Below are 25054 nucleotides of genomic sequence, written 5' to 3'. Positions count from 1 at the left end.
TCGTGCCTGATGAGCCGGGTTTCCGCTGGATAGATGCCAAATGCAGGCGATTCTAATGATTGGCTTGATTGGTCATGGCGTGCGGCCAATTTGCCGCGCCGGTTGTGCAGAGAAAATCCTGCCTTTCAAACCCGCCGAATTATGCGCTTTGTAGCGTTCTGTTATGGATTTGGTTTAAATGTGGCAATAGCTTGACCGGGTTAGGGTCTTGCGTTGCAGCAATACGTGGGCTAGGTGTGCGCTCGCATGTTGGATTAGTGAAAAAACCGACGGGCCACGCATGACCTGATGGTACTATCCGGTGCAGGACAGGGCGGGGCTGCGGTACGGATCGCCTCCCGGTCCGCCTCCAAATGCAAGGACGCGAAAACATGGAAGAACTTCTGCGGGAATATGTCCCGATCGTCGTGTTTATCGGCATTGCGCTGGTCATTGGCCTTGCGCTGCTGGTCTCGCCCTTCCTGCTTGCTTACAAGAACCCGGATCCGGAAAAGCTGTCCGCCTATGAGTGCGGCTTCAACGCTTTTGACGACGCCCGGATGAAATTCGACATCCGCTTCTATCTGGTTGCGATCCTCTTCATCATCTTTGACCTGGAAGTGGCCTTTCTGTTTCCGTGGGCGGTCTCCTTCGGTGAGCTTGGCTGGTATGGCTACGGCTCAATGATGGTGTTCCTGGGCGTCCTGACGGTCGGATTTATCTACGAATGGAAAAAAGGAGCGCTGGAATGGGATTGACCACTGCCAAGCCGCTCATCGCGGAGCAACCGAAAGGCATAATCGACCCGAATACCGGAAAGCCGGTTGGCGCGGACGACCCGTTTTTCCTGGAAGTCAATGACGAGCTTGCCGACAAGGGCTTTCTTGTCACTTCCACCGACAACCTGATTCAGTGGGCCCGCACAGGCTCCTTGATGTGGATGACGTTTGGTCTGGCCTGCTGCGCCGTTGAGATGATGCAAATGTCCATGCCGCGCTATGACGCTGAGCGCTTTGGCTTTGCCCCGCGCGCATCCCCGCGTCAGTCGGATGTGATGATTGTTGCTGGGACGCTGACCAACAAGATGGCGCCTGCGCTGCGCAAGGTTTACGACCAGATGCCGGAACCGCGGTATGTCATCTCCATGGGATCCTGCGCCAATGGTGGTGGCTACTACCACTACTCTTATTCGGTGGTCCGCGGATGTGACCGCGTCGTCCCGGTCGATATCTACGTCCCGGGATGTCCTCCGACGGCAGAGGCGCTGCTTTATGGGGTCTTGATGCTGCAGAAAAAGATCCGCCGCACAGGCACGATTGAACGTTGATTGCATTCGCCGCTTTGAATGGCGGCGGATTTGAGGGAAGAGGGCCAAAGGGGCCCAAATGAGAGCTCCGAAGGAGTGAGGTCGAACATGGACGAAACGTTGAAGGAACTCGCCGAGCATATCGAGCTCGGTTTGTCAGAGTCCCTCGTGTCCTGGAAGGTCGAATACGGCGAGCTCACACTGGTCGTGAATGCGTCCGACATTCTTGATGTGGTGCGGTATCTTCGCGACAACGCCTCCTGCAAGTTCGTCAACCTGACGGACATTTGCGGCGTTGACTATCCGGCGCGCGAGAAACGTTTTGACGTTGTGTACCACTTCCTTTCCCCCTTCCAGAACCAGCGTATTCGCGTGAAGCTCGAAACAGATGATGTGACGCCGGTCGCGTCTCTGACGTCTCTGTTTCCGGGAGCAGAATGGTTTGAACGGGAAGCCTACGATATGTATGGCATCTTGTTCTCCGGCCATCCGGACCTGCGCCGGATTTTGACGGATTACGGCTTCGACGGTCATCCGCTGCGCAAAGATTTCCCTGTCACCGGATTTGTCGAAGTCCGCTATGACGACGAAAAGAAACGCGTTGTTTATGAGCCGGTTCGCCTGAACCAGGAAATGCGCACCTTTGATTTCCTCTCGCCATGGGAAGGCACGGATTACGTGCTGCCGGGCGATGAAAAAGCAACGACGAATTAAGGCGGATCCCGATGGCTGAGGCTCAGGTTCGTAACTTCAACATCAACTTTGGTCCGCAGCACCCGGCGGCGCACGGCGTGTTGCGTCTGGTGCTGGAGCTGGACGGCGAGGTGGTCACACGCGTCGATCCGCATATTGGCCTTTTGCACCGCGGCACGGAAAAGCTGATCGAGCAGAAGACCTACCTTCAGGCTGTTCCGTACTTCGATCGACTGGATTACGTTGCGCCGATGAACCAGGAGCACGCGTTTGCTCTTGCCGTTGAGCGTATGCTCGGCATCGAAGTGCCGAAGCGCGGGCAGTTGGTACGTGTTCTTTATTCGGAAATCGGCCGGATTCTGTCGCACCTTTTGAATGTCACCACACAAGCGATGGACGTTGGTGCTTTGACGCCGCCGTTGTGGGGCTTTGAGCCGCGTGAAGAGCTGATGGTCTTCTATGAGCGCGCATGCGGCGCGCGGATGCACGCAGCCTATGTGCGTCCGGGTGGTGTTCACCAGGACCTGCCACGGGATCTTCTGGATGATATCTGGGATTTCTGTGACCCGTTCCTGCAGACGCTGGACGATATCGAAGGTCTTTTGACAGACAACCGCATCTTCAAGCAGCGGAATGTGGACATCGGTGTTGTCGATCTGGATGACGCCTGGGCCTGGGGTTTCTCAGGCGTCATGGTCCGGGGCTCCGGTGCGCCTTGGGATCTGCGTAAATCGCAGCCCTATGAGTGCTATTCCGAACTCGACTTCGACATTCCGATCGGTAAGAACGGCGACTGTTATGACCGGTATTTGATCCGTATGGATGAAATGCGTCAGTCGATCCGGATCATGAAGCAGTGCCTGGAGAAGCTGACGGTGGAAACCGGTCCGGTATCGTCTGCTGACGGTAAGATCGTTCCACCAAAGCGTGGTGAAATGAAACGCTCGATGGAGTCGTTGATCCACCACTTTAAGCTCTACACGGAAGGCTATCACGTACCGCCGGGTGAGGTCTATGCGGCCGTTGAAGCGCCGAAAGGCGAATTCGGTGTGTATCTCGTGGCTGACGGCACCAACAAGCCGTACCGCTGCAAGATCAAGGCACCGGGCTACGCCCACCTTTCGGCGATGGATTTCGTCTGCCGTGGCCACCAGCTCGCCGACGTTTCAGCGGTGCTTGGGTCCATGGACATCGTTTTCGGCGAGGTTGACCGCTAATGCGGGGCATCCTCCACACAATTTCGACCCAGGCAGCCGCTGTAGCGGCGCCGGGCAGCTGATAACAACGGGAATTACCTCATGGCAGTTCGCAGGCTTGCGGCGGAACAACCTGATAGCTTTGAGTTCACCGAGGAAAACCTCGGCTGGGCGAAGAAGCTGATCGACCGCTATCCCGCCGGCCGTCAGGCGTCAGCGGTCATCCCGCTTCTGTGGCGTGCACAGGAACAGAACGATGGCTGGGTCAGCGAACCGGCGATCCGCTATATTGCTGATCTCTTGGAAATGCCGAACATCCGCGTTTTGGAAGTTGCGACCTTCTACACCATGTTCCAGCTTCAGCCGGTTGGAAAGAAAGCCCACATTCAAGTGTGCGGCACGACACCGTGCCAGCTGCGCGGCTCGGAAGATCTGATCAAGATCTGTAAATCCCGCATCGCGAAGCATATGCACGAGATCTCCGAGGACGGCATGTTCTCCTGGGAAGAGGTTGAGTGCCTGGGTGCTTGCGTGAATGCGCCAATGGTGCAGATTTTCAAGGATACTTATGAAGATCTGACCGAAGAGAGCTTCAACAAGCTTCTGGACGATATCGAAGCCGGGAATGAAGTCACGCCAGGCCCGCAGAATGGCCGCCGTTTCTCCATGGCTGAGGGCGGGCAAACCAGCCTGACCGAGATTGAAGACAACACCACGGGCACCCTGCCTGTCCCGCAAGTGGTCGATGGGTCTGAAAAGGCGTCCCACCATTTTGCAGGCGCTGCCATCAACACCGGCGGAAATGACTACGACGGTGTGCCGACACCCGCCGAAGACGCTGTTGCCAAGGTAAAGGCAGCTTTCGCGGCAAAAGCCGAAGCGCCAGCCGATGCTCCGGCTGAGAAAAAAGCGGACGCGCCGAAAAAGGCTGCACCGAAAAAGACGGCTGCCAAAACAGCTGACAAGGTTGAAAAAGCAGCTGAAAAGGCCAGCGAGCCGGCACCTGTCTCCAAGGCCAAGCCCGAAGCGAAGGTCGAAGCTGCTGAAACGGTTTCTGAAAAGGCACCGGAAACCTTGAAGCAAGCCCGCGACGGCAAACCCGATGACCTGAAAAAGCTCAAGGGTGTTGGGCCGAAGCTGGAAGCGACGTTGCATGAACTCGGCTTTTTCCACTTTGATCAAGTCGCGAGCTGGGGGCCGGAAGAGGTTGCCTGGGTCGACAGCCGGCTGAAGTTCAAGGGGCGCATCGAGCGTGACGGCTGGATTGAGCAGGCCAAATTGCTTGCTTCCGGCGGAGAGACCGAATTTTCCAAGCGTGTGGAAGCAGGCGAAGTCGCTTCCTCCAAGAGCGAAGACTAAGGGGAAGAGATGCTTCAGGATAAGGATCGTATCTTCACCAACATCTACGGCCTTCACGACTGGGGTCTGGAAGGCGCGAAGAAACGTGGCCAGTGGGACAACACCAAGGCGTTGCTCGACAAGGGCCGCGACTGGATCATCCAGGAAATGAAGGACAGCGGTCTCAGAGGCCGTGGCGGGGCGGGGTTCCCGACCGGCCTGAAATGGTCCTTCATGCCAAAAGAGTCCGATGGCCGTCCGGCATATCTTGTCGTCAATGCCGACGAATCTGAGCCGGGCACATGTAAAGACCGTGAAATCCTGCGCCACGATCCACACACGCTGGTCGAGGGCTGCTTGGTCGCCGGTTTCGCCATGGGGGCGATCGCGGCCTACATTTACGTGCGCGGTGAGTTCATCCGTGAACGCGAGCGCCTGCAGGCAGCGATCGATCAGGCGTATGACGCCGGTCTGATCGGAAAGAACAACAAGAACGGCTACGATTTCGACATCTACGTTCACCATGGCGCAGGTGCGTACATCTGCGGTGAAGAAACAGCGCTGCTGGAGAGCCTGGAGGGCAAGAAGGGCCAGCCGCGCCTGAAGCCGCCGTTCCCGGCAAACGTTGGTCTGTACGGCTGCCCGACGACTGTAAACAACGTGGAATCGATCGCAGTTGCGCCGACCATCCTGCGCCGCGGCGGCGGTTGGTTCGCGAGCCTTGGCCGTCCGAACAACACCGGTACGAAACTCTTCTGCGTCTCTGGTCACGTCAATCAGCCGGCGACTTTCGAAGAAGAGCTCGGCGTTCCATTCTCCGAGATGATCGACAAGCATTGCGGTGGCATTCGTGGTGGTTGGGACAATCTCCTGGCGGTTATTCCCGGCGGATCTTCGGTCCCGTGCTGTACGGCGGAAGAGATCAAAGACGCACCGATGGATTTCGACACACTGCGCGGCATGGGCTCCGGCCTTGGCACTGCGGCGGTGATCGTCATGGACAAGTCGACCGATATCATCAAGGCGATTGCCCGCCTCAGCTACTTCTATAAGCACGAGAGCTGCGGCCAGTGCACGCCCTGCCGGGAAGGCACAGGCTGGATGTGGCGTGTGATGGAACGCATGGTGAAGGGCGAGAGCTCCTATGAAGAGATCGACATGCTCTTCAAGGTCACCAAGCAGGTCGAAGGCCATACAATTTGTGCTCTCGGAGATGCGGCTGCTTGGCCGATCCAGGGCTTGATCAAGAATTTCCGGCCGGTCATCGAGCAACGCATCGATGACTATGTCGCCAAGTCGAGAACGTCTTCGACCATGGTGGCGGCTGAGTAAGCGGAACGGAATTTGGAGAGCAGCGGATGACGAAGCTCATCATCGACGGCAATGAGGTAGACGTCCCGGCGGACTACACCCTGCTTCAAGCTTGTGAAGAGGCAGGCGCCGAGGTTCCGCGGTTTTGTTACCACGACCGCCTGTCGATTGCCGGCAACTGCCGCATGTGCCTGGTGGAAGTGAAGGGCGGACCGCCCAAGCCGACCGCGTCTTGCGCGATGGGCGTCAAGGATCTGCGTCCGGGCCCGAACGGTGAACCGCCGGTCGTTGAAACTAAATCCGAAATGGTCAAGAAGGCCCGCGAAGGGGTGATGGAGTTCCTGCTCATCAACCACCCGCTGGACTGCCCGATCTGCGATCAGGGCGGGGAGTGCGACCTTCAAGATCAGGCGATGGCCTATGGTGTCGACACCACGCGGTTCGATGAGAACAAGCGCGCGGTTGAGAACAAGGAAATCGGCCCGCTCATCAAGACGATCATGACCCGCTGCATTCACTGCACGCGCTGTGTCCGTTTCACCACGGAAGTTGCAGGTGTGTCGGACATGGGCCTGATTGGCCGCGGGGAAGATGCGGAAATCACCACCTATCTGGAAGCGGCGCTGTCCTCAGAAATGCAGGGCAACGTGGCCGATCTCTGCCCGGTTGGTGCGCTGACGCATAAGCCCTACGAGTTCCACGCCCGTCCTTGGGAGTTGACCAAGACCGAAAGCATCGACGTCATGGATGCGCTCGGTTCGGCTATTCGCGTTGACACACGCGGCAAGGAAGTCATGCGCGTGATGCCGCGGCTCAATGAAGAGATCAACGAAGAGTGGATCTCCGACAAGTCCCGCTACATCTGGGACGGGTTGAAGACACAGCGTCTTGATCGCCCGTATGCGAAGATCGATGGCAAACTACAGCCGGTTTCCTGGTCTCAGGCGTTCCAAATCATTGCCGACAAAGTCAAAGCGACATCCGCTGACAAGGTCGGTGCGCTCGCAGGGCAGCTTGCCGGTGTTGAAGACATGTTTGCGCTTAAGAGCCTGATGGCAAAAATCGGCTCCGCCAACATCGACAGCCGATTCCCGGGCTCACCGTTGCATCCGTCGAATGGCCGCGCGAGCTATCTCTTCAACTCCACAATTCAGGGAATTGAAGAGGCAGATGCCATCTTGCTGATCGGCACCAACCCGCGCGTTGAGGCACCGGTTCTGAACGCCCGGATCCGCAAGCGTTGGGCACAGGGCGATCTGACCGTTGGTGTGATCGGTGAAAATGCTGATCTGACCTACCCGGTCACCTACCTTGGGGCCGGTCCGGACAGCATTAAGGAATTCGTCAAACACGCACCGGCCAAGGCCAAAAAGCCGATGTTCATCATTGGGCAGGGCGCTTTGAACCGGGCCGATGGCGCAGCTGTCCTGGCGAACCTTGCGGCAGCCGCAAAATCCCTGGGTGTGATCAAGGACGGTTGGAACGGCTTCAATATCCTCCACACCGAAGCTTCCCAGGTCGGGGCGCTCGACATCGGGTTTGTCCCGGGCGATGGCGGCAAGGACACGGGCGGCATGCTGGAAAGCGGCGCGCTGGATGTTCTCTTCCTGCTCGGCGTTGATGAGATTGAAGTTCCGGAAGGCGCGTTTGTGGTCTATCAGGGCACTCATGGTGATCGCGGTGCACACCGTGCCGACGTGATCTTGCCGGGCGCAGCTTACACCGAGAAATCTGCCATCTACGTGAACACGGAAGGCCGGGTTCAAATGGCGGATCGCGCGGGCTTCCCTCCAGGTGATGCGCGCGAGGACTGGGCAATCCTTCGGGCTCTGTCAGCCGTTCTCGGTCAGGCCTTGGAATTTGATTCACTGCCGCAGCTGCGCTCTAAGCTCTTTGAAGCCGTTCCGCATATGGCAGCGATCGATTCCATCGAAGCCGGCGATGCGGCAGATATTCAGAAGCTGGCCAATGGCAAAGCCAAAATGGACAGCGCCGGGTTCGCAAACGTGATCCGGGACTTTTATTTGACCAACCCGATCGCACGCGCCTCCAAGGTGATGGCCGAGTGTTCGGCGCTCGCGAAAACGCGTGCCGCAGAAGCTGCGGAATAAGGGGTAGGGGACCGAAATGGCTGAGTTCATGACCACCTACGGCTGGCCGTTCCTCTGGATGGTATTCCAGAGCGTTCTGTTGCTTGTCGTGCTTTTGGTGATCGTCGCCTACGTGCTTTATGCGGACCGCAAGATCTGGGCGGCTGTTCAGATCCGCCGTGGCCCGAACGTTGTCGGGCCCTGGGGACTTCTCCAGAGTTTTGCCGATCTTCTAAAGTTTGTTTTGAAAGAACCGGTGATCCCGTCAGGGTCTAACAAGGTTCTGTTCCTGCTGGCGCCCCTCGTGTCCGTGCTGCTTGCCTTGGTGGCTTGGTCAGTCATTCCGGTGGACTATGGCTGGGTGATTGCGAACATCAACGTCGGTGTGCTGTTTGTCTTCGCTGTATCCTCCTTGGAAGTTTATGGTGTGATCATCGGCGGTTGGGCGTCCAACTCCAAGTACCCGTTCCTGTCAGCCCTCCGGTCCGCAGCGCAGATGGTGTCTTACGAAGTCTCTATCGGGTTCGTCATCGTCACGGTTCTGTTGTGCGCAGGCACCTTGAACCTGACCGGTATCGTTCTGGCGCAAGAAAACGGCCTTGCAGACATGCTGGGCGTGCCGTGGCTAAATATTCTGAACTGGTACTGGCTGCCGCTGTTCCCGATGTTCGTGGTGTTCTTCGTGTCGGCATTGGCTGAGACCAACCGTCCGCCATTCGATTTGGCCGAAGCAGAATCAGAACTGGTCGCCGGCTTCATGGTGGAATATGGCTCCACGCCGTACATGATGTTCATGCTCGGCGAGTATGTCGCGATCTGCCTGATGTGCGCTCTGATGACCATCTTCTTCATGGGTGGTTGGCTGCCGCCGTTTGACTTCGCACCGTTCACCTGGGTGCCGGGCGTCATCTGGTTCATCCTGAAGTGTCTGCTTTGCTTCTTCATGTTCGCCATGGTCAAGGCGATGGTACCGCGCTACCGCTATGACCAGCTGATGCGTCTTGGCTGGAAAGTGTTCCTGCCGCTTTCGCTCGCCATGGTGTTTGTGGTCGCGACTGTTCTGATGATCACAGGCTGGGCGCCGGGCGCGGCGTAAGGGGACGGTTTATGGAAGTGTCGCTCCCCGGAGTGATCGGAGCTGCCGTTGGGCTTTATGTCGGCTGGCTCGATTGGAAGATCCTGAAGGGCATCCTTCAGGCGGCGGAGACGAAAAACAGACAAGCTGGCGGCGACGGTGGTGTCGTTGCCAGATACCGGGCACCAATCGGTGCACTGATTTTTGGTATTCCGGTGATCGGCTTTCCGATTGTCGGCTATTGGGCCGCCAGCCTGCTGGCTGGCTGAGGTAAAGAGAGGCTAACGCGATGGTTGGACAAACCGTCAAATCGCTGTTTCTGCAAGAGTTCGTATCGTCATTCTTCTTGGCGATGCGCTACTTCTTCAAACCGAAGCCAACGGTCAATTATCCGTTCGAGAAGGGCCCGGTAAGCCCTCGGTTCCGCGGTGAGCATGCGTTGCGCCGCTATCCGAACGGGGAAGAACGCTGCATTGCTTGCAAGCTGTGCGAAGCGATCTGTCCGGCTCAGGCGATCACCATTGAAGCCGGCCCGCGCCGCAACGATGGCACCCGCCGCACGACCCGGTACGACATCGACATGGTGAAATGCATCTATTGCGGCTTCTGCCAGGAAGCGTGCCCTGTGGATGCAATCGTTGAGGGTCCAAACTTCGAATTCGCCACCGAAACCCGTGAAGAGCTTTACTACGACAAGGAAAAGCTGCTCGCGAATGGGGATCGTTGGGAGCGTGAAATCGCTCGAAACATTGAAATGGATGCTCCTTACCGTTAGGAGCTAACCGCACACTCCAAGTTCAGCCTGGCAATCCGGCCGGGCCCCGCATTTTCTGGCCGAAAGGCCACACGACAGGCAGGTCTTTGAAATGATCCTGAAAGCCCTCTTTTTCTACCTGTTTGCAGGCGTCACAGTCGCGTCGGCATTCATGGTGATCGCGGCCCGGAACCCGGTGACCTCGGTCTTGTTTCTGATCCTTGCCTTCGTGAATTCCGCGGGACTGTTCATTCTGCTTGGTGCTGAATATCTGGCGCTGTTGCTGGTGGTTGTCTATGTCGGCGCGGTCGCCGTTCTGTTCCTGTTCGTCGTTATGATGCTGGATGTTGACTTTGTGGAACTGCGCCAGGGCTTCTTGCAGTATCTGCCGGTAGGTGGCCTCGTTGGGCTTATCCTTCTGGTCGAGCTGCTCATGGGTCTTGGAGCTTGGGTCATTCTGCCGGAGTTGACTGCGAACACCGTGGAGCCAACACCGCCGCTGACCGAGATGACCAACATCGAGGCGCTCGGTTCGGTGCTCTACACCAAATACATCTATTTCTTCCAGGTCGCCGGTTTGATCCTGCTGGTGGCCATGATCGGCGCGATCGTTCTGACTCTGCGCCACAAACCGAATGTCAAACGTCAGGACATTCCGACCCAGGTTGGCCGCACACGCGAAGCCGCAGTTGAGGTCCGGAAGGTCGAAACGGGCAAGGGTATTTGACGCGAAACGTTCGCGTCGTTCGATAAGTCCTGCAACCGGCACGCTCCTCCGTGCGGTTCAGGGTTGGGGTAAATGAGGGGAGCACGGCGAGGCGCCCATGGAAATCGGTCTGTCGCACTATCTGTCGGTCGCGGCGATCCTGTTCGTGATCGGGATCTTCGGGATCTTTCTGAACAGGAAAAATGTGATTGTCATCTTGATGTCGGTTGAGCTGTTGCTGCTCGCCGTGAACATCAACTTCGTCGCCTTTTCGTCGTTCCTCGGCGATCTGATCGGGCAGGTATTCACCATGCTCATTTTGACCGTCGCGGCCGCAGAAGCTGCGATCGGTCTTGCAATCCTGGTGGTCTTCCACCGGAACCGCGGCTCCATTGCCGTGGAAGATGTCAACGTGATGAAAGGGTAGGGGCTGATGTACTACGCTACGATCCTGTTCCTGCCATTGATCGGATTTTTGATTGCCGGTCTTTTCGGCCGGTCAATCGGTGCCAAGGCATCCGAGTACATTACAAGTGGCCTGTTGATCCTGGCAGCGCTTATGTCTTGGGGGGCATTTATCGGGTTCTGGGTCGGAGGTTCCGAAGCCCAGGTAGTTCACCTGTTCCGCTGGATGAGCGCCGGCGATCTCAATGTCGCTTGGTCAATCCGGGTCGATACGCTGACAGCTGTCATGCTGGTCGTTGTCAACACAGTGTCCGCACTGGTGCATGTCTATTCCATTGGCTACATGCATCACGATCCGCACCGCCCGCGCTTCTTTGCTTACCTGTCGCTCTTTACTTTCGCCATGCTGACGCTGGTGACCGCTGACAACCTTCTGCAAATGTTCTTCGGCTGGGAAGGCGTGGGTCTTGCATCCTATCTGCTGATCGGCTTCTGGTACAAGAAACCGTCCGCCAATGCGGCGGCGATGAAGGCATTTGTCGTCAACCGTGTCGGTGACTTCGGGTTTGCGCTCGGCATCTTCGGCGTCTTCTACCTGTTTGGCAGCATCGACTTCACAACGATCTTCAATGACGCTCCGTCCTTCATTGAAGAGCAGGGTGAAGTCATGAACTTCATGGGCTATCACCTTGATGCCCAGGCCGCGATGACCGTCATCTGTCTACTTCTGTTCATGGGGGCAATGGGCAAGTCAGCGCAGTTCCTTCTGCACACCTGGCTGCCGGATGCGATGGAAGGCCCGACTCCGGTGTCTGCGCTCATCCACGCTGCGACCATGGTCACAGCGGGTGTCTTCATGGTGGCGCGCTTGTCGCCGCTGTTTGAGCTGTCCGATTTCGCCCTGGCCGTGATCGTGTTCTTCGGTGCGACCACTGCGTTCTTTGCCGCAACGGTCGGGCTTGTTCAAAACGATATCAAGCGTGTGATCGCTTACTCCACCTGTTCGCAGTTGGGATACATGTTCGTGGCGCTCGGGATTGGAGCTTACTCCATCGCGGTGTTCCACCTGTTCACGCACGCGTTCTTCAAGGCGCTGTTGTTCCTGTGTGCAGGTTCGGTGATCCATGCCGTGTCTGACGAACAGGACATGCGCAAGATGGGTGGTCTTCGCAAACACATTCCGATCACCTATTGGACCATGATGCTTGGCACGCTGGCGCTGACCGGTGTCGGTATTCCGCTAACTCATATTGGTTTTGCCGGTTTCGTCTCAAAGGACGGCATCATCGAGGCCGCGTTTGCAGCTGGCGGCGGAGATCATCCAAATCCGATGGCACTGTACGGCTTCTGGCTGACGGTGATCGCGGCTGGCCTGACGTCCTTCTACTCCTGGCGTCTGACCTTCATGACCTTCCACGGAAAACCACGCGCTTCTGTTGATGTGATGAAACACGTTCATGAATCGCCGCTGGTGATGACGGTGCCGCTGTTCGTCCTGTCCGTCGGCGCGGTTCTGGCCGGCGTGGTCTTCTACGGCCCGTTCTTCTTCGACGAGGCGGCCTATGAAGCCTTCTGGGCGGGGTCCTTGCCGGCGTTTGCCGACAGCCATGTCCTGCATGACATGCACTACGTTCCTACCTGGGTGCGTCTGTCGCCATTCGTCATGATGGCAGCCGGGCTTCTGGTGGCGTACCAGTTCTACATCCGCTCACCGGAAATGCCGAAGCAGTTGGCCGAACGCCATTCTGCGCTCTACCAGTTTCTGTTGAACAAGTGGTATTTCGACGAGCTTTACAATTTCATCTTTGTCCGTCCCGCAATGTGGCTTGGCCGCGTTCTTTGGAAGAAGGGCGATGGCACCGTGATCGACGGCTATGGGCCGAACGGGATCGCCGCGCGGGTGCAGGGTGTCACGACCTGGGTCGTTAAACTGCAAACCGGATATCTCTACCACTATGCATTTGCGATGCTGATCGGTGTGGCGGCCTTGATCACCTGGTCGATGTTCACCGGTGCGGGCACCGGCGGGGGTGCACACTAATGATTGACTGGCCAATTCTGTCACTCACGACATTCCTGCCTTTGCTGGGTGTTGTGTTCGTCCTGCTGGTGCCAGGCAATGACGACCACGCAAAGCGTCAGATGCGCATGGTGGCGCTTGTCACCACATCGATGACGTTTGTCCTCTCCCTGATGATCTGGGCCTATTTCGACTACTCGAACCCCGGGTTCCAGTTTGTCGAAGAGCGGGACTGGCTTGGCTCGAACATCACTTACAAGATGGGTGTCGACGGCATTTCGGTTCTCTTCGTCATCCTGACGACGTTCCTGATGCCGTTCTGTATCCTGGCGTCCTGGGAGAGCGTTCAAAAGCGCGTGCGCGAATACATGGTCGCGTTCCTGATCCTGGAAACGCTCATGATCGGCGTGTTCTGCGCACTCGACATCGTCGTTTTCTACGTCTTCTTCGAAGCTGGCCTTATCCCGATGTTCCTGATCATCGGCGTCTGGGGTGGGGCCCGGCGCGTCTACGCGTCTTACAAGTTCTTCCTCTACACGCTGCTCGGATCGGTTTTGATGCTGGTCGCGATCATGGCGATGTACTGGACGGCCGGCACGACGGACATCCAGGAACTTCTGGCCTATCCGTTCCCGGCTGAAATGCAGACCTGGCTTTGGATCGCGTTCTTTGCAAGCTTTGCAGTGAAAATGCCAATGTGGCCGGTGCATACTTGGTTGCCGGATGCCCACGTTGAGGCGCCGACAGCCGGATCCGTGATCCTGGCGGGTGTTCTTCTGAAACTCGGGGGATACGGGTTCCTCAGGTTCTCCCTGCCGATGTTCCCGCTTGCCTCCGATATGTTTGCACCACTGGTGTTCACATTGTCGGTCGTTGCGATCATTTACACCTCCTTGGTTGCGCTGGCTCAGGAAGACATCAAGAAGCTCATTGCCTATTCCTCGGTTGCCCATATGGGTTACGTGACCATGGGGATCTTCACCATGACGCCGCAGGGCGTGCAGGGTGGTATTTTCCAGATGCTCTCCCACGGCATCGTTTCCGGTGCGCTCTTCCTATGCGTTGGGGTCATCTATGACCGGATGCACACCCGGGAGATCTCGGCCTATGGCGGCCTCGTTAACCGGATGCCGAAATATGCGGTCGCGTTCCTCATCTTCACGATGGCCAATGTCGGTTTGCCTGGCACTTCTGGCTTCGTTGGAGAGATTCTCGTTCTAATGGGAGCGTTCCAGGTCAACACATGGGTTGCTGTGTTCGCGACAACGGGCGTGATCCTGTCGGCGTGTTATGCGCTGTATCTCTACCGCCGGGTCGTGTTCGGCTCCCTGGACAAGGAAAGCCTCAAGTCGATCCTCGATCTGGATCTTCGCGAAAAGGTCATCCTGGTCCCGATGATCATCCTGACGATCTTCTTCGGTTTCTATCCGATGGCCATCCTGGATGTGACCCAGGGATCCGTCGATAACCTGATCAATCAATATACCGCGGCCCTTGAAGCTGCTGGGGTCACCCAGCATGCGGCCACGGCGCACTAAGAGTTTCGAGGGCGAGACAGAGCTATGTCAGACGTGACCCAACTGCCAGATCTCATGCCGGCCTTGCCGGAAATCATTCTGGCGATCGGAGCGATGGTGCTGTTGATGGTCGGTGCCTTCGGTGGCCGGAACATCAGCTACGCGGTCTTTGGTGGAGCGATGGGGCTTCTTGGCGGTACGTTTCTCGTGCTGCTGCTGGTCCCAAGTTTCGGTGAAACCTTCGGCGGTTCCTTCATCCTCGATGACTACGCCTACTTCTTGAAGCTGGTGGTCCTTGTCGGATCGTTCTTTGCGATCGCCATGTCGTGGGCCTATGCGAAGAGCCAGTCGTTTGACCATTTTGAGTATCCGATCCTGATCGTCCTTGCGACGCTCGGCATGATGCTGATGCTGTCGGCAAACGATATGATTGCGCTCTACATGGGTCTCGAACTCCAGAGTTTGTCGCTCTACGTTGTGGCTGCGATCAACCGCGACAGTGTCCGGTCAACAGAAGCGGGCTTGAAGTACTTCGTTCTCGGCGCGCTGTCCTCCGGCATGCTGCTTTACGGCATGTCGCTGGTTTACGGCTTCTCCGGTCAGATCTCCTTCGCCGCAATTGCCGATTTGATTTCGCAAGAAGGCGCGTCCATCGGTCTGATCATTGGTTTGACCTTCATTCTTGCAGGCCTTGCCTTCAAGATCTCCGCCGTTCCGTTCCACATGTGGACACCGGACGTTTATGAAGGTGCGCCAACGCCTGTCACCGCATTCTTCGCAGCAGCTCCGAAGGTTGCCGCCATGGGGATGCTGGTGCGGATTGTCATTGATGCGTTTCATCCGGTCACCAGCGATTGGCAGCAGATAATCGTCTTCGTATCGATTGCCTCAATGGCGCTCGGTGCGTTCGCCGCAATTGGTCAGACCAACCTGAAGCGCCTGATGGCGTATTCGTCCATCGGCCATATGGGCTACGCGCTGGTCGGTCTTGCGGCCGGTACGCAGACCGGTGTTGAAGGCGTGATCTTCTATATGGTCGCCTATCTCGGCATGACGCTTGGTGTGTTTGCCTGCATCTTGTCCATGCGGCGTAAGGATGGCATGGTTGAAGAGATCTCCGATCTTTCCGGCCTTTCTCAAACCAACCTGCCGATGGCGGTGATCCTTGGTTTGCTGATGTTCTCGCTTGCAGGCATTCCGCCGCTGATTGGTTTCTTCGGAAAGTGGTTCGTGTTTGCAGCCGCTGTCGAGGCAGGCCTCTATCCGCTAGCCGTTATCGGCGTGCTGGCATCCGTGGTCGGCTGTTACTACTACCTGCGCATCGTCAAGGTGATGTTCTTTGACGAACCGGCGGAGGCCTTCCAGCCGATGCCGACCGAACTGAAGGTCGTCCTCGGCCTGTCCGGTGTGTTCGTGGTCTTTTTCTGGGTCATGCCTGGTCCGGTCGTAACGGCTGCAACCGCTGCGGCACAGTCGTTGTTTTGATAAGCGGTTTGGCGATTGAACAGTCCCGCACCACATCTTGAGACAAAAGGTCCGGCGCCCGGAGCGCCGGATTTTCTCTATGAGGCCTATGAGACGGTCGGCTCGACCAACGCTCTGTGTCTGGAGCGGGCCGTTTCGGGGCATCCTGGAAACCTCTGGATCCGGGCAGGCGTTCAGACGGCAGGCCGGGGCCGGCGGGGGCGGGCCTGGACTTCTCCGCAGGGAAATCTCTTCGCAAGTGTGCTGCTGATCGACCCGGCTCCCTTGGCCCGCATCGGCGAATTGCCGCTTTTGTCGGCTGTTGCGCTCGCCGAAGCCGTTGACAAGGCTGCCGGTACGCTCCAATTGGTGTCGTTGAAGTGGCCGAACGACCTGCTGGTCGACGGAGCGAAACTCTCGGGCATCTTGCTGGAAGCCGAGACACTCAAAGACGGAAGGCTGGCTGCGGTCATGGGGTTTGGGGTCAATTGTGTGTCCCATCCCGATCCGGCGTTGTATCGGGCAACCGATCTGCGCAGCCTAGGCTATCAAGTATCGGCCGACAGCTTGTTCGCAGCGCTGGCGGAAACACTGGCAAAGTATTTTGCAATCTGGCACCAACCGGACGGTTTTGATCGCATCCGGCGCCAATGGTTGAAGCGGGCGGCGCATTTGGGACAAAAGATCACTGTCCGGGCCGCTCAAGAAGAAATAACCGGCATTTTTGACGATCTGGATGCGTCCGGCTATTTGGTCCTAAGACTGGATAACAGCCAAAAACGCACTGTCTACGCCGGTGACGTATTTTTATCCGGCGAATGACGGCCGGACAGTTCCCTCGAAAAATGTGAGGGGTAGGAGAATTTGATGGCTTCGGCCAAGGATAAAGAAAACGACTTTGTGTTCCTGCCGCTTGGCGGTGTTGGCGAAATCGGCATGAACCTCGGCCTTTACGGCTTCGGGCCGGAAGGAAATCGGAAATGGCTGATCGTCGATTGCGGGGTCAGCTTTGCAGGTCCGGAACTTCCTGGCATCGATCTGGTGATGCCGGACATCAAGTTTCTGGAAGACGAGGTCAACAACATTGTCGGCATGGTCATCACCCATGCCCATGAAGACCACTATGGCGCGATCCTGCACCTGTGGCCCTTCCTGAAGGTGCCGGTCTACGCAACGGCCTTTACCGCCGGTCTGCTGGCGGCAAAGACCGAGAGTGAGCCGGGCGCTGAAGAGGTTCCCGTGACGGTTGTCCGCCAGGGCGAGCGTCACACGATTGGTCCGTTCGACGTGGAATTCGTTGCCATGGCCCACTCGATCCCGGAGCCTTGTGCGCTTGCGATCCGCACTCCGGCGGGTTTGGTGCTGCACACCGGTGACTGGAAAATCGACACATCCCCTGGCATTGGCCAACCAATCGACCTCGACCGGCTGGCAGAGCTTGGCCGCGAAGGGGTGATGGCGCTGGTCTGTGACAGCACCAATGCGGTTCGTGACGGTGTCAGCCCAAGTGAAGCCGATGTCGCTGCTGAACTGACCAAGGTGATTGGCCGTGCCAAGCACCGCGTTGCCGTGACAACCTTTGCTTCCAACGTGGCCCGCATCCGGGCAATTGCGCGTGCTGCTGCTGCGAATGAGCGCGATGTTGTTGTGGTTGGCCGGTCGATGCACCGGGCCATCGAGGTGGCCAACGAGCTGGAATACATGGATGACCTCCCGGCCTTCCATGACGAAGAAGCCTATGGCTATCTGCCGCGTGACAAGGTGGTGTTGTTGTGCACCGGATCACAGGGTGAAAACCGGGCCGCACTTGCACGGATTGCTGCCGGCGACCACCGGAATATTGCGCTTGCACAAGGCGACATGGTGATCTTTTCTTCCCGGACCATTCCGGGAAATGAAAAGGAAGTCGGGGCTGTCCTCAATAACCTGGCGGACAAGGACGTTGAAATCGTCACCGACAAGGATGCCCTGGTCCATGTTTCGGGACACCCGCGCCGCGGTGAACTGGAGCAGCTCTACAAACTGGTACAGCCAAAAGTCGTGCTTCCCGTTCACGGGGAACCATTGCATCTTGCAGCTCATGCTGCGTTTGCGAAGGAGCAAGGCGTTCCGGAAGTCCTTCGCGGCAAGAATGGGGACATCATCCGCCTTGTGGCCGGCCGGGCTGCAATCATTGATGAGGCGCCGTTTGGTATTCTGGTGAAGGATGGCCGGATCCTTGATGATCCGGAGGTCACCGGGGTGAAGGAACGGCGGAAGCTGTCTTTTGCAGGCGCTGCGATCATTACACTGGTGGTCAATCGGTCCGGAGAGCTGCTCGACGATCCACATGCCGTGCTGCTCGGACTGCCGGACACGGACGATGATGGCGAGCCGATGGAAGACATCGTTCAAAAGGCCGTAATTGGCGCTGTGACGAGTATTCCGAAAGCCCGGCGCAAGGACAAGGATCTGATCGCGGAAGCGGCACGCCGTGCGGCCCGGTCCGAGATCCTTGATGTCTGGGGCAAAAAGACGCTCTGCAAGGTGGTGGTGACCCGGCTATAAGTTACACCGCAAACCGTGCTCAAATCACGGTCTGCCTGTTTGTGGAGGAATTGGAATGATCGGTCGGCTTAACCACGTGGCCATTGCAGTGTCGGATATCGAGGCGGCGACCGCCGTTTACCGGGATACGCTTGGTGCGGATGTCTCTGCCAAGGAAGCGCAGCCGGACCACGGTGTTTCGACCGTGTTCATCAACCTGCCGAACACCAAGATCGAGTTGCTTGAACCGCTTGGCGAAGATTCGCCGATCGCTAAATTTCTGGAGAAGAACCCGTCCGGCGGTATCCACCACGTCTGTTTTGAAGTCGACGACATCATCGCGGCGCGGGACAAACTGGTGGCGGATGGCGCACGTGTTCTTGGCAGCGGCGAACCGAAAATCGGTGCCCACGGCAAACCGGTGCTGTTCCTGCACCCGAAGGACTTTCTCGGCACCCTGACGGAATTGGAAGAGGCTTAATCACATGTCTTTGGCGTTCAGCCTGGCAATCTTTTTCATGATGTGGTGGATCATCTTGTTTGCAATGCTTCCCTTTGGCATGCGCCGGACACAGGAGGAAGCAGGCGAGGTGATCCCGGGCTCTGAGGCCAGTGCCCCTGAACGCCCCCGGATGTTGCGCGTACTGCTGATGACAACGGTCGTCACCTGCGTGCTCTTTGCCGGGTACATGTGGCTGCGCTCCAGTGGCTTCGGCTTGGATGATATTCCCTTCTTTATGCCTCCGAGCGAGAGTTACTCCACGCCTGGCGGGTAAAGCCCGGTGTGAATGGAATGAAAAAGGGGAGCCGCCGTAGCTGCTCCCCTTTTGTTTTTCCGCTCATTTTTCAGTCGTTAAAGCACGCATTCGATCCCGACCAGGCGAGCGCCGGTGCCGTGGTTTTTCAGATCCACGCTGCCGCTTTGAACGGCCAATTCCTTGCGCTTTGCTTCCAGACGTGTGGCCTCTGCCTTCAGGCCCTGCAGACCGACCATGATTTCATCCCATTCAGCCGAACAATCCGTCATTCCGAATTTGGCTGTGAGTTTTTTCATCACGATGCCCTTCAGGTCGATCTGTGTGCCTTTCCAATTCAAGGAGACCCAGTCGGACATGAAGTTGAATTTATCGAATTGCATGCGGATGCCGTAGACGGATTCCATGATCCCGCCATAGTAGGTGGTCATTGCAAACCCGTAGATGCTGTTGAAATCCCAACCAAACTTATGGCTTTCGAAGGAGTCCTTGTATTTCACCGTATGCCATTTGTGGTAGGTGTGGTCGGACTTGCCCTGGATGTTTTTTGACTCGTCTTTCGACTTTATTTCGAGCTTACCGGTGCCGTCGCCCGCGTTGATCTTGATTTGCTGGTTTCGCCCGCTGGTTACAGTAATGCCGCCGTTGTCCGTGGAGACATTGATGCTGTCCTCGACCGCCGCTGTGTAGTCGCCATCGACGTCCAGTGTGTAGTCGCCGTTGACCTGCTGATGATAGTCGGCAGTCTCGAGGTACATTTTTTCAGCAGCTTTGATCAGCACCCGGCCGTCGCAGGCAAGAAGAATACCTTGAGAACCGCCAGCAGCATTTGAGTAGACAGACGTATCGTCGCCTTCATCGGAAATGTGTTGAGCCGGGAAGAGCTCATCATGATGGTCATTCTCAAACGCGGTGCGCTCCACCTCGGAGTATTCACCCAGGCGGAAGAACGCACCGATATCGTCTTTCGTATCGTCGGTAGAATCTGACGGAACGAGGTAAAATACGTTCCGGTTGAGATGAACTGGCAGGCAAGGCTCTGACGGCAAAGGCGGCACTTGCTGAGGGCGGGAGAGCCTTTGTGTCGGATCCAGCGGAAGCCCCGGAAGCGCCCAATCGTGCAGAGCCATCTTGTTCTCCAGTTTTGTTCTTCGTTATTAGTGTCCCGGCACGCGGGTCGTACTTAGCGCCGTCACACTTCCTGCGTAGCCCGGCACGTGACTGCTACACTGTGTTCTGTGTCACAAAAACGTAACGTTAGAAATGACTATGTTGCAAGAAGGGTTAAGGAGAGGAATATGCCGAAAGTTTATTTCTTCATGTTTCTTGGCAAGGTCCTAATCTGAAAGCCGGATTTCTGGTGTCCGAAATAAAATGGGCATTGGGGCTATGTCTAATCTGCGGTGCTTCTTGGCCGAAATAGCGGTGTTCGATTCGTCATAATTCTTTAGGAGATAGGCGCGGCCAGTTATGCTCATCCGGCATGGCAGAAATGCAGGCAGCAACAATCGCAGTGGATCGCCGTCTTGTGCGAGGGATAAGGACGCGTCCAACGTCAAAGCTAGTCGAAATTCCGAGTGTTCGAATTATCGCAGACAAAGAAAAAAGGCAGAGCCTGAAGCTCTGCCTTGATAAAGTTCCGCGTCTAAATTGACTCCGTTCCCTCGCGTGCCGGTTTTCCGGTTTGACGGGGCGGCTGCTGCCGTAAGGCGCGCCTGGTGTCCTTCCTCCCAAGACTCAGACCGCGATGTCCGTAAGCTCCTGACATTTCTGCCTAGGGCTTTCTTGTTATGGGAACGGAACCTAACTGATTGTTTTCGCCTTGTCACCTATTTGTCTTGGAGAGCCTACATTTTTTGCTTGCCTATTTCCGATGCGTCAAAAAAACACACATGGAACCCGGAAAACGGCGCTGCAAACTGAGCTGGCTAAGTCCTGCAATTCCGCTGGCGGCCCGCTGTCTATCTGCAAATCCTGCAAAACTCGGCCATAAAATGCGATTGCTCTTGTGTTTAGGGTCAGCTTGCGCTTTGACTGCGCACAAATCCGGCAATGCCACAGTTTTGAGAGTGCATAAATGCGTCTGTCCCGTTACTTCCTGCCCATCCTGAAAGAAACTCCGAAGGAAGCGGAAATTGTTTCCCACCGGCTCATGCTGCGGGCTGGCATGATCCGCCAGCAGTCCGCCGGGATTTATTCTTGGCTACCGCTGGGATTGAAGGTGCTTCGTAAGATTGAGCGGATTGTGGAAGAAGAGCAGGCAAGGGCAGGCGCAGTGCAGCTGCTGATGCCGACCATCCAGCCTGCCGATCTGTGGCGCGAAAGCGGGCGATACGATGCCTATGGCAAGGAAATGCTGCGCATCACCGATCGCCATGAGCGGGAGATGCTCTTTGGTCCGACCAACGAGGAGATGATCACCGACATCTTCCGCAGCTATGTGCGCTCTTATAAGGATTTGCCGCTGAACCTTTACCACATACAGTGGAAGTTCCGGGATGAAGTCCGGCCGCGGTTCGGCATCATGCGCGGGCGCGAGTTCCTGATGAAGGATGCTTATTCCTTCGATCTTGATCAGGAATCGGCGCGTCATGCTTATAACCGTATGTTCGTTGCGTATCTGCGCACTTTTGACCGGATGGGCCTGAAGGCGATTCCGATGAAAGCCGACACAGGCCCGATTGGCGGCGATCTCAGCCACGAGTTCATCATCCTTGCGGAAACCGGCGAGAGCGAAGTGTTCCTGGACAAGTCACTTCTTGAAATGCCGATCCCGGCCAAGGACACAGATTTCTGGTCGGACCTGTCACCGATCGTTGAAAGCTGGACGACCCCCTACGCGGCAACCGATGAAATGCATGATGAAGCAGCTTTCGGCGCATTGTCAGAGGACACACGCGTGTCTGCGCGCGGTATCGAAGTCGGACACATCTTCTATTTCGGCACAAAATACTCCGACGCGATGGGCGCCAAGGTCGCCACCGCTGAAGGGACGGAAGTGCCGGTTCACATGGGCTCCTACGGTGTCGGCGTATCCCGTCTTCTTGGCGCCTTGATTGAAGCCAATCATGATGAGGGTGGAATCATCTGGCCGAAATCGGTGGCACCGTTCCATGTTGGCATCATCAACATGCGCCCGGGCGATGATTTGACCGACCCGGTCTGTGAGGATCTTTACGCCAAGCTGGAAGCTGCCGGTATTGAGGTTCTTTACGACGACACGGACAGCCGGGCAGGGGCGAAATTTGCCACGATGGATCTGATCGGTCTGCCGTTCCAGGTGGTGGCCGGTCCGCGCGGGCTGAAAGATGGTGTGCTGGAGGTCAAGGACCGGGCAACTGGGGAAAAGGAAATGCTGACCCCAGAGGCGACCTTGAACAAGCTCACCGCGGCATTGACGGACTGATCCAGTCCGGTGATCCTCTGGGGCGGGGAATCGGCTGCGGGAAACTGCGGTCACCGGGGCATTGCTGAATTGGATGGAAAATGACAGCAGTAGACACTGCCCGCGAGGGCGCGGATCGGGAGGCGGCAGAGCCGACACGCCCCTTTGCGCCCTTTGAATGGATGATCGCCGGCCGCTACCTACGCTCGCGCCGCCGGGAAACCTTCATTTCAGTGATCGCCGGATTTTCCTTCGCAGGCATCATGCTGGGCGTTGCAACGCTCATCATCGTCATGGCGGTGATGAACGGGTTCCGCTCTGAACTCTTGGGCAAGATCCTCGGGATCAATGGCCACATGCTGATCCAGCCGATTGACCAGCCGCTCACCGATTATGATCCGGTGGCCAAACGCCTTGAGGGTGTCCCGGAGGTCATCAGCGCCATTCCTTTCGTTGAAGGTCAGGCGCTCGTCTCCGGTCCAGCCGGAAACCTCGGAGCACTGGTGCGCGGCCTCAAAGAAAGTGACTTGCGCCGGATCCCGTTGGTTGCCAACAACTTGCGCGCCGGGACGCTGGATGGTTTTGATGCCGGTCAAGGCGTTGCCATCGGTTCGCGCATGGCGCAACAGCTCGGCATCACGCTTGGTGACAACATCACCATCATTTCACCGCGTGGCAGTGTTACCCCGATGGGCGTGACCCCGCGGGTCAAGGCCTATCCGGTGACCGCGGTCTTCGAGATCGGCATGAGTGAATATGACGCGACTTTCCTGTTCATGCCGCTGCCCGAATCCCAAGCCTATTTCAACATGGACGGCATCACGACCGGGATTGAGCTTTACGTGGTCGATCCGGACAATGTCGGAACCATGCTGGCTGCCGTTGAAGAAGCTGCCGGCCGTCCGGCGTTCGTAACCGACTGGCGGCAGCGGAATGTGACGTTCTTTTCCGCACTTGAGGTTGAGCGGAACGTGATGTTCATCATCCTGACGCTCATTGTCCTGGTTGCTGCGCTCAATATCATTTCAGGCCTGATTATGCTGGTGAAGGACAAGGGGCATGACATTGCGATCTTGCGGACCATGGGCGCAACGCGTGGGTCCATTATGCGGATCTTTTTGATCACAGGCGCCAGCATTGGCTGTGTCGGCACGCTGGCGGGTTTTTTCCTTGGGCTCATCGTGTGCCTCAACATTGAGAGCATCCGGCAATTCGTTTCCTGGCTGACGTCGACGCAGCTGTTTGATCCAACGCTCTATTTCCTGTCGAAACTGCCGGCGGAAATCGACAGCGGCGAGACTGTAACGGTTCTGTTGATGGCGCTTGCTCTGTCTCTTCTGGCGACGCTTTATCCGGCGTGGCGGGCTGCCCGGCTCGATCCGGTCGAAGCCCTGCGGTACGAATAGGAGAGGGCAGATGAACCAGGCTGTAGATCCGCGCCGGGCTCCCGGCCTTCAACCGGCTGCCATCGAACTGTCCGGGATTTCGCGTGCGTATGATGAAGGCGACCACAAGCTTCATGTGCTAAATGGTGCGAACCTGCGCATCGAAGCCGGTGAAATGGTGGCGCTCGTTGCTCCGTCCGGAACCGGTAAATCGACGCTTTTGCATATTGCGGGGCTCTTGGAGCAACCCGATGGCGGCGATGTCTATCTTGGCGGCGTCAATTGCACGGATTTGTCGGATGATGAGCGGACCGCAATCCGGCGCAACGACATCGGCTTTGTCTACCAGTTTCATCACCTACTGCCGGAGTTCACCGCGCAGGAGAACATCATGATGCCGCAGATGATCCGGGGGTTGCCGAAAAAGGTGGCGGCCGACCGCGCCGATGAACTGCTCGCCTATATGCGCCTTGCCGATCGGGGCAGCCACCGTCCGTCTGAGCTTTCCGGCGGTGAACAGCAGCGGGTTGCCGTTGCCCGCGCAGTTGCCAATGCGCCGCGGATTCTTCTTCTGGATGAACCGACCGGCAATCTTGATCCCAACACGGCGAATTATGTCTTCGATGCGCTGTCAGCGCTCGTCCGGGCCTCCGGTGTTGCCACGCTCTTTGCGACCCACAATCTTGAACTTGCCGGACGGATGGATCGCGCCATCACGCTGGCAGACGGTCTCGTAAAACCCCGCTGATCTGGCGAACCTAGGCGGTCCGGTTTTTGACGAAAACACTTTTGGTGAGACTGGAACAAAGCAAAAACACAAAGGTTTCTGCGGGTTTTATACAAATCAAATCAAGAAGAACAAAAAAGGCTTGCAAAGAGAACATAAATGGAACATGCTCTGGATATCGAACAAGATGTTGGAGGGTGGTATGTTTTATTTCGCTCGTGACTGTGCAGCTTTTGCATCCCTTGTTTCCTTCTGTGCGACGCTCGCTGTTTGGGGCGATGTCATTCTCTCCGCTGGCTGAGCCGCAGCGTATCCAACCTGCAGTCCGGCAGGTGGCAGCCGGGCAGCATGCCCTCGAAACGATACCGGATTTGAGGTGTGGTCGGACTAGCGAAGGCAATTGGTAAGACACATGGCACAAC

At 57.0% G+C, this 25054-nt stretch carries 23 protein-coding genes; 22 read left to right on the top strand and 1 reads right to left on the bottom strand.

The annotated features are described in order from the left end of the window. The first annotated feature begins 371 nt into the window (after positions 1-371). From ACVDG4_RS04525 to ACVDG4_RS04435, 19 genes are all read left to right on the top strand, one after another. On the top strand, positions 372-737 hold the full coding sequence (locus tag ACVDG4_RS04525; RefSeq protein WP_447234165.1) for an NADH-quinone oxidoreductase subunit A: 366 nt from the start codon (positions 372-374) through the stop codon (positions 735-737). Beyond that, on the top strand, positions 728-1306 hold the full coding sequence (locus ACVDG4_RS04520) for a NuoB/complex I 20 kDa subunit family protein (RefSeq protein WP_040451925.1): 579 nt from the start codon (positions 728-730) through the stop codon (positions 1304-1306). The genes ACVDG4_RS04525 and ACVDG4_RS04520 overlap by 10 nt, the downstream gene beginning before the upstream one ends. A gap of 87 nt (positions 1307-1393) precedes the next feature. Next, positions 1394-1999, top strand: coding sequence for an NADH-quinone oxidoreductase subunit C (locus tag ACVDG4_RS04515; RefSeq protein ID WP_008196555.1), 606 nt, complete (start codon positions 1394-1396; stop codon positions 1997-1999). Between the two features lie 11 nt (positions 2000-2010). Next, the gene (locus ACVDG4_RS04510) at positions 2011-3195 is read left to right on the top strand and encodes an NADH-quinone oxidoreductase subunit D (protein WP_133950087.1); all 1185 of its coding nucleotides are present in this window, start codon (positions 2011-2013) and stop codon (positions 3193-3195) included. Positions 3196-3276: 81 nt separating this feature from the next. Further along, positions 3277-4533 carry an NADH-quinone oxidoreductase subunit E gene (locus tag ACVDG4_RS04505; protein ID WP_447234164.1) on the top strand — a complete coding sequence of 419 codons (1257 nt, stop codon included), beginning with the start codon at positions 3277-3279 and terminating at the stop codon, positions 4531-4533. Positions 4534-4542: 9 nt separating this feature from the next. Further along, positions 4543-5844: an NADH-quinone oxidoreductase subunit NuoF gene (nuoF, locus tag ACVDG4_RS04500; RefSeq protein WP_428525917.1), complete on the top strand. Its 1302-nt coding sequence runs from the start codon at positions 4543-4545 to the stop codon at positions 5842-5844. Positions 5845-5870: 26 nt separating this feature from the next. Then, positions 5871-7934 (top strand): NADH-quinone oxidoreductase subunit NuoG, encoded by a 2064-nt coding sequence (gene nuoG, locus ACVDG4_RS04495; RefSeq protein ID WP_447234163.1) that lies wholly within the window; start codon positions 5871-5873, stop codon positions 7932-7934. A 16-nt stretch (positions 7935-7950) separates the two neighbouring features. Next, entirely contained in the window at positions 7951-9009 is a 1059-nt protein-coding gene (gene nuoH, locus ACVDG4_RS04490) for an NADH-quinone oxidoreductase subunit NuoH (protein WP_447234162.1), read from the top strand. A gap of 11 nt (positions 9010-9020) precedes the next feature. Continuing rightward, positions 9021-9257, top strand: a complete 237-nt coding sequence (locus ACVDG4_RS04485) for a hypothetical protein (protein ID WP_133950077.1) — start codon at positions 9021-9023, stop codon at positions 9255-9257. 20 nt (positions 9258-9277) lie between these two features. Further along, a complete protein-coding gene (gene nuoI, locus ACVDG4_RS04480; protein WP_447234161.1) occupies positions 9278-9763 on the top strand; it encodes an NADH-quinone oxidoreductase subunit NuoI in 486 nt (161 codons plus the stop codon). A 91-nt stretch (positions 9764-9854) separates the two neighbouring features. Next, positions 9855-10469 (top strand): NADH-quinone oxidoreductase subunit J, encoded by a 615-nt coding sequence (locus ACVDG4_RS04475; protein ID WP_133950075.1) that lies wholly within the window; start codon positions 9855-9857, stop codon positions 10467-10469. A 97-nt stretch (positions 10470-10566) separates the two neighbouring features. Next, positions 10567-10875 (top strand): NADH-quinone oxidoreductase subunit NuoK, encoded by a 309-nt coding sequence (nuoK, locus tag ACVDG4_RS04470; RefSeq protein ID WP_008192836.1) that lies wholly within the window; start codon positions 10567-10569, stop codon positions 10873-10875. Between the two features lie 6 nt (positions 10876-10881). Beyond that, on the top strand, positions 10882-12894 hold the full coding sequence (gene nuoL, locus ACVDG4_RS04465) for an NADH-quinone oxidoreductase subunit L (RefSeq protein WP_447234160.1): 2013 nt from the start codon (positions 10882-10884) through the stop codon (positions 12892-12894). Beyond that, positions 12894-14411 carry an NADH-quinone oxidoreductase subunit M gene (locus ACVDG4_RS04460; RefSeq protein WP_209177719.1) on the top strand — a complete coding sequence of 506 codons (1518 nt, stop codon included), beginning with the start codon at positions 12894-12896 and terminating at the stop codon, positions 14409-14411. The genes nuoL and ACVDG4_RS04460 overlap by 1 nt, the downstream gene beginning before the upstream one ends. A 24-nt stretch (positions 14412-14435) precedes the next feature. Next, entirely contained in the window at positions 14436-15875 is a 1440-nt protein-coding gene (gene nuoN / locus ACVDG4_RS04455; RefSeq protein ID WP_306147016.1) for an NADH-quinone oxidoreductase subunit NuoN, read from the top strand. A gap of 15 nt (positions 15876-15890) precedes the next feature. Next, complete coding sequence (locus ACVDG4_RS04450; protein ID WP_447234159.1) at positions 15891-16676, top strand: biotin--[acetyl-CoA-carboxylase] ligase; 786 nt, start codon at positions 15891-15893, stop codon at positions 16674-16676. Between the two features lie 45 nt (positions 16677-16721). Continuing rightward, on the top strand, positions 16722-18401 hold the full coding sequence (locus ACVDG4_RS04445; protein WP_447234158.1) for a ribonuclease J: 1680 nt from the start codon (positions 16722-16724) through the stop codon (positions 18399-18401). A 55-nt stretch (positions 18402-18456) separates the two neighbouring features. Continuing rightward, the gene (gene mce, locus ACVDG4_RS04440; RefSeq protein ID WP_447234157.1) at positions 18457-18861 is read left to right on the top strand and encodes a methylmalonyl-CoA epimerase; all 405 of its coding nucleotides are present in this window, start codon (positions 18457-18459) and stop codon (positions 18859-18861) included. Positions 18862-18865: 4 nt separating this feature from the next. Continuing rightward, complete coding sequence (locus ACVDG4_RS04435; protein ID WP_055672865.1) at positions 18866-19156, top strand: DUF1467 family protein; 291 nt, start codon at positions 18866-18868, stop codon at positions 19154-19156. A gap of 77 nt (positions 19157-19233) precedes the next feature. Here the strand turns inward: ACVDG4_RS04435 and ACVDG4_RS04430 are convergent, their stop codons facing one another. Next, positions 19234-20265, bottom strand: a complete 1032-nt coding sequence (locus tag ACVDG4_RS04430; RefSeq protein WP_409691732.1) for a hypothetical protein — start codon at positions 20263-20265, stop codon at positions 19234-19236. A gap of 947 nt (positions 20266-21212) precedes the next feature. On the opposite strand from ACVDG4_RS04430, the gene proS reads away from it, so the two are divergent. From proS to ACVDG4_RS04415, 3 genes are all read left to right on the top strand, one after another. Then, entirely contained in the window at positions 21213-22541 is a 1329-nt protein-coding gene (gene proS / locus ACVDG4_RS04425) for a proline--tRNA ligase (protein ID WP_447234156.1), read from the top strand. A gap of 80 nt (positions 22542-22621) precedes the next feature. Beyond that, positions 22622-23926: a lipoprotein-releasing ABC transporter permease subunit gene (locus ACVDG4_RS04420; protein WP_447234155.1), complete on the top strand. Its 1305-nt coding sequence runs from the start codon at positions 22622-22624 to the stop codon at positions 23924-23926. 10 nt (positions 23927-23936) lie between these two features. Next, a complete protein-coding gene (locus ACVDG4_RS04415) occupies positions 23937-24653 on the top strand; it encodes an ABC transporter ATP-binding protein (RefSeq protein WP_133950053.1) in 717 nt (238 codons plus the stop codon). Positions 24654-25054 lie beyond the last annotated feature (401 nt).

Source organism: Roseibium sp. MB-4 (assembly GCF_053005265.1).
Note: the sequence above shows the minus strand (reverse complement) of the source record. Positions and strands in the feature narration are given on the sequence as shown.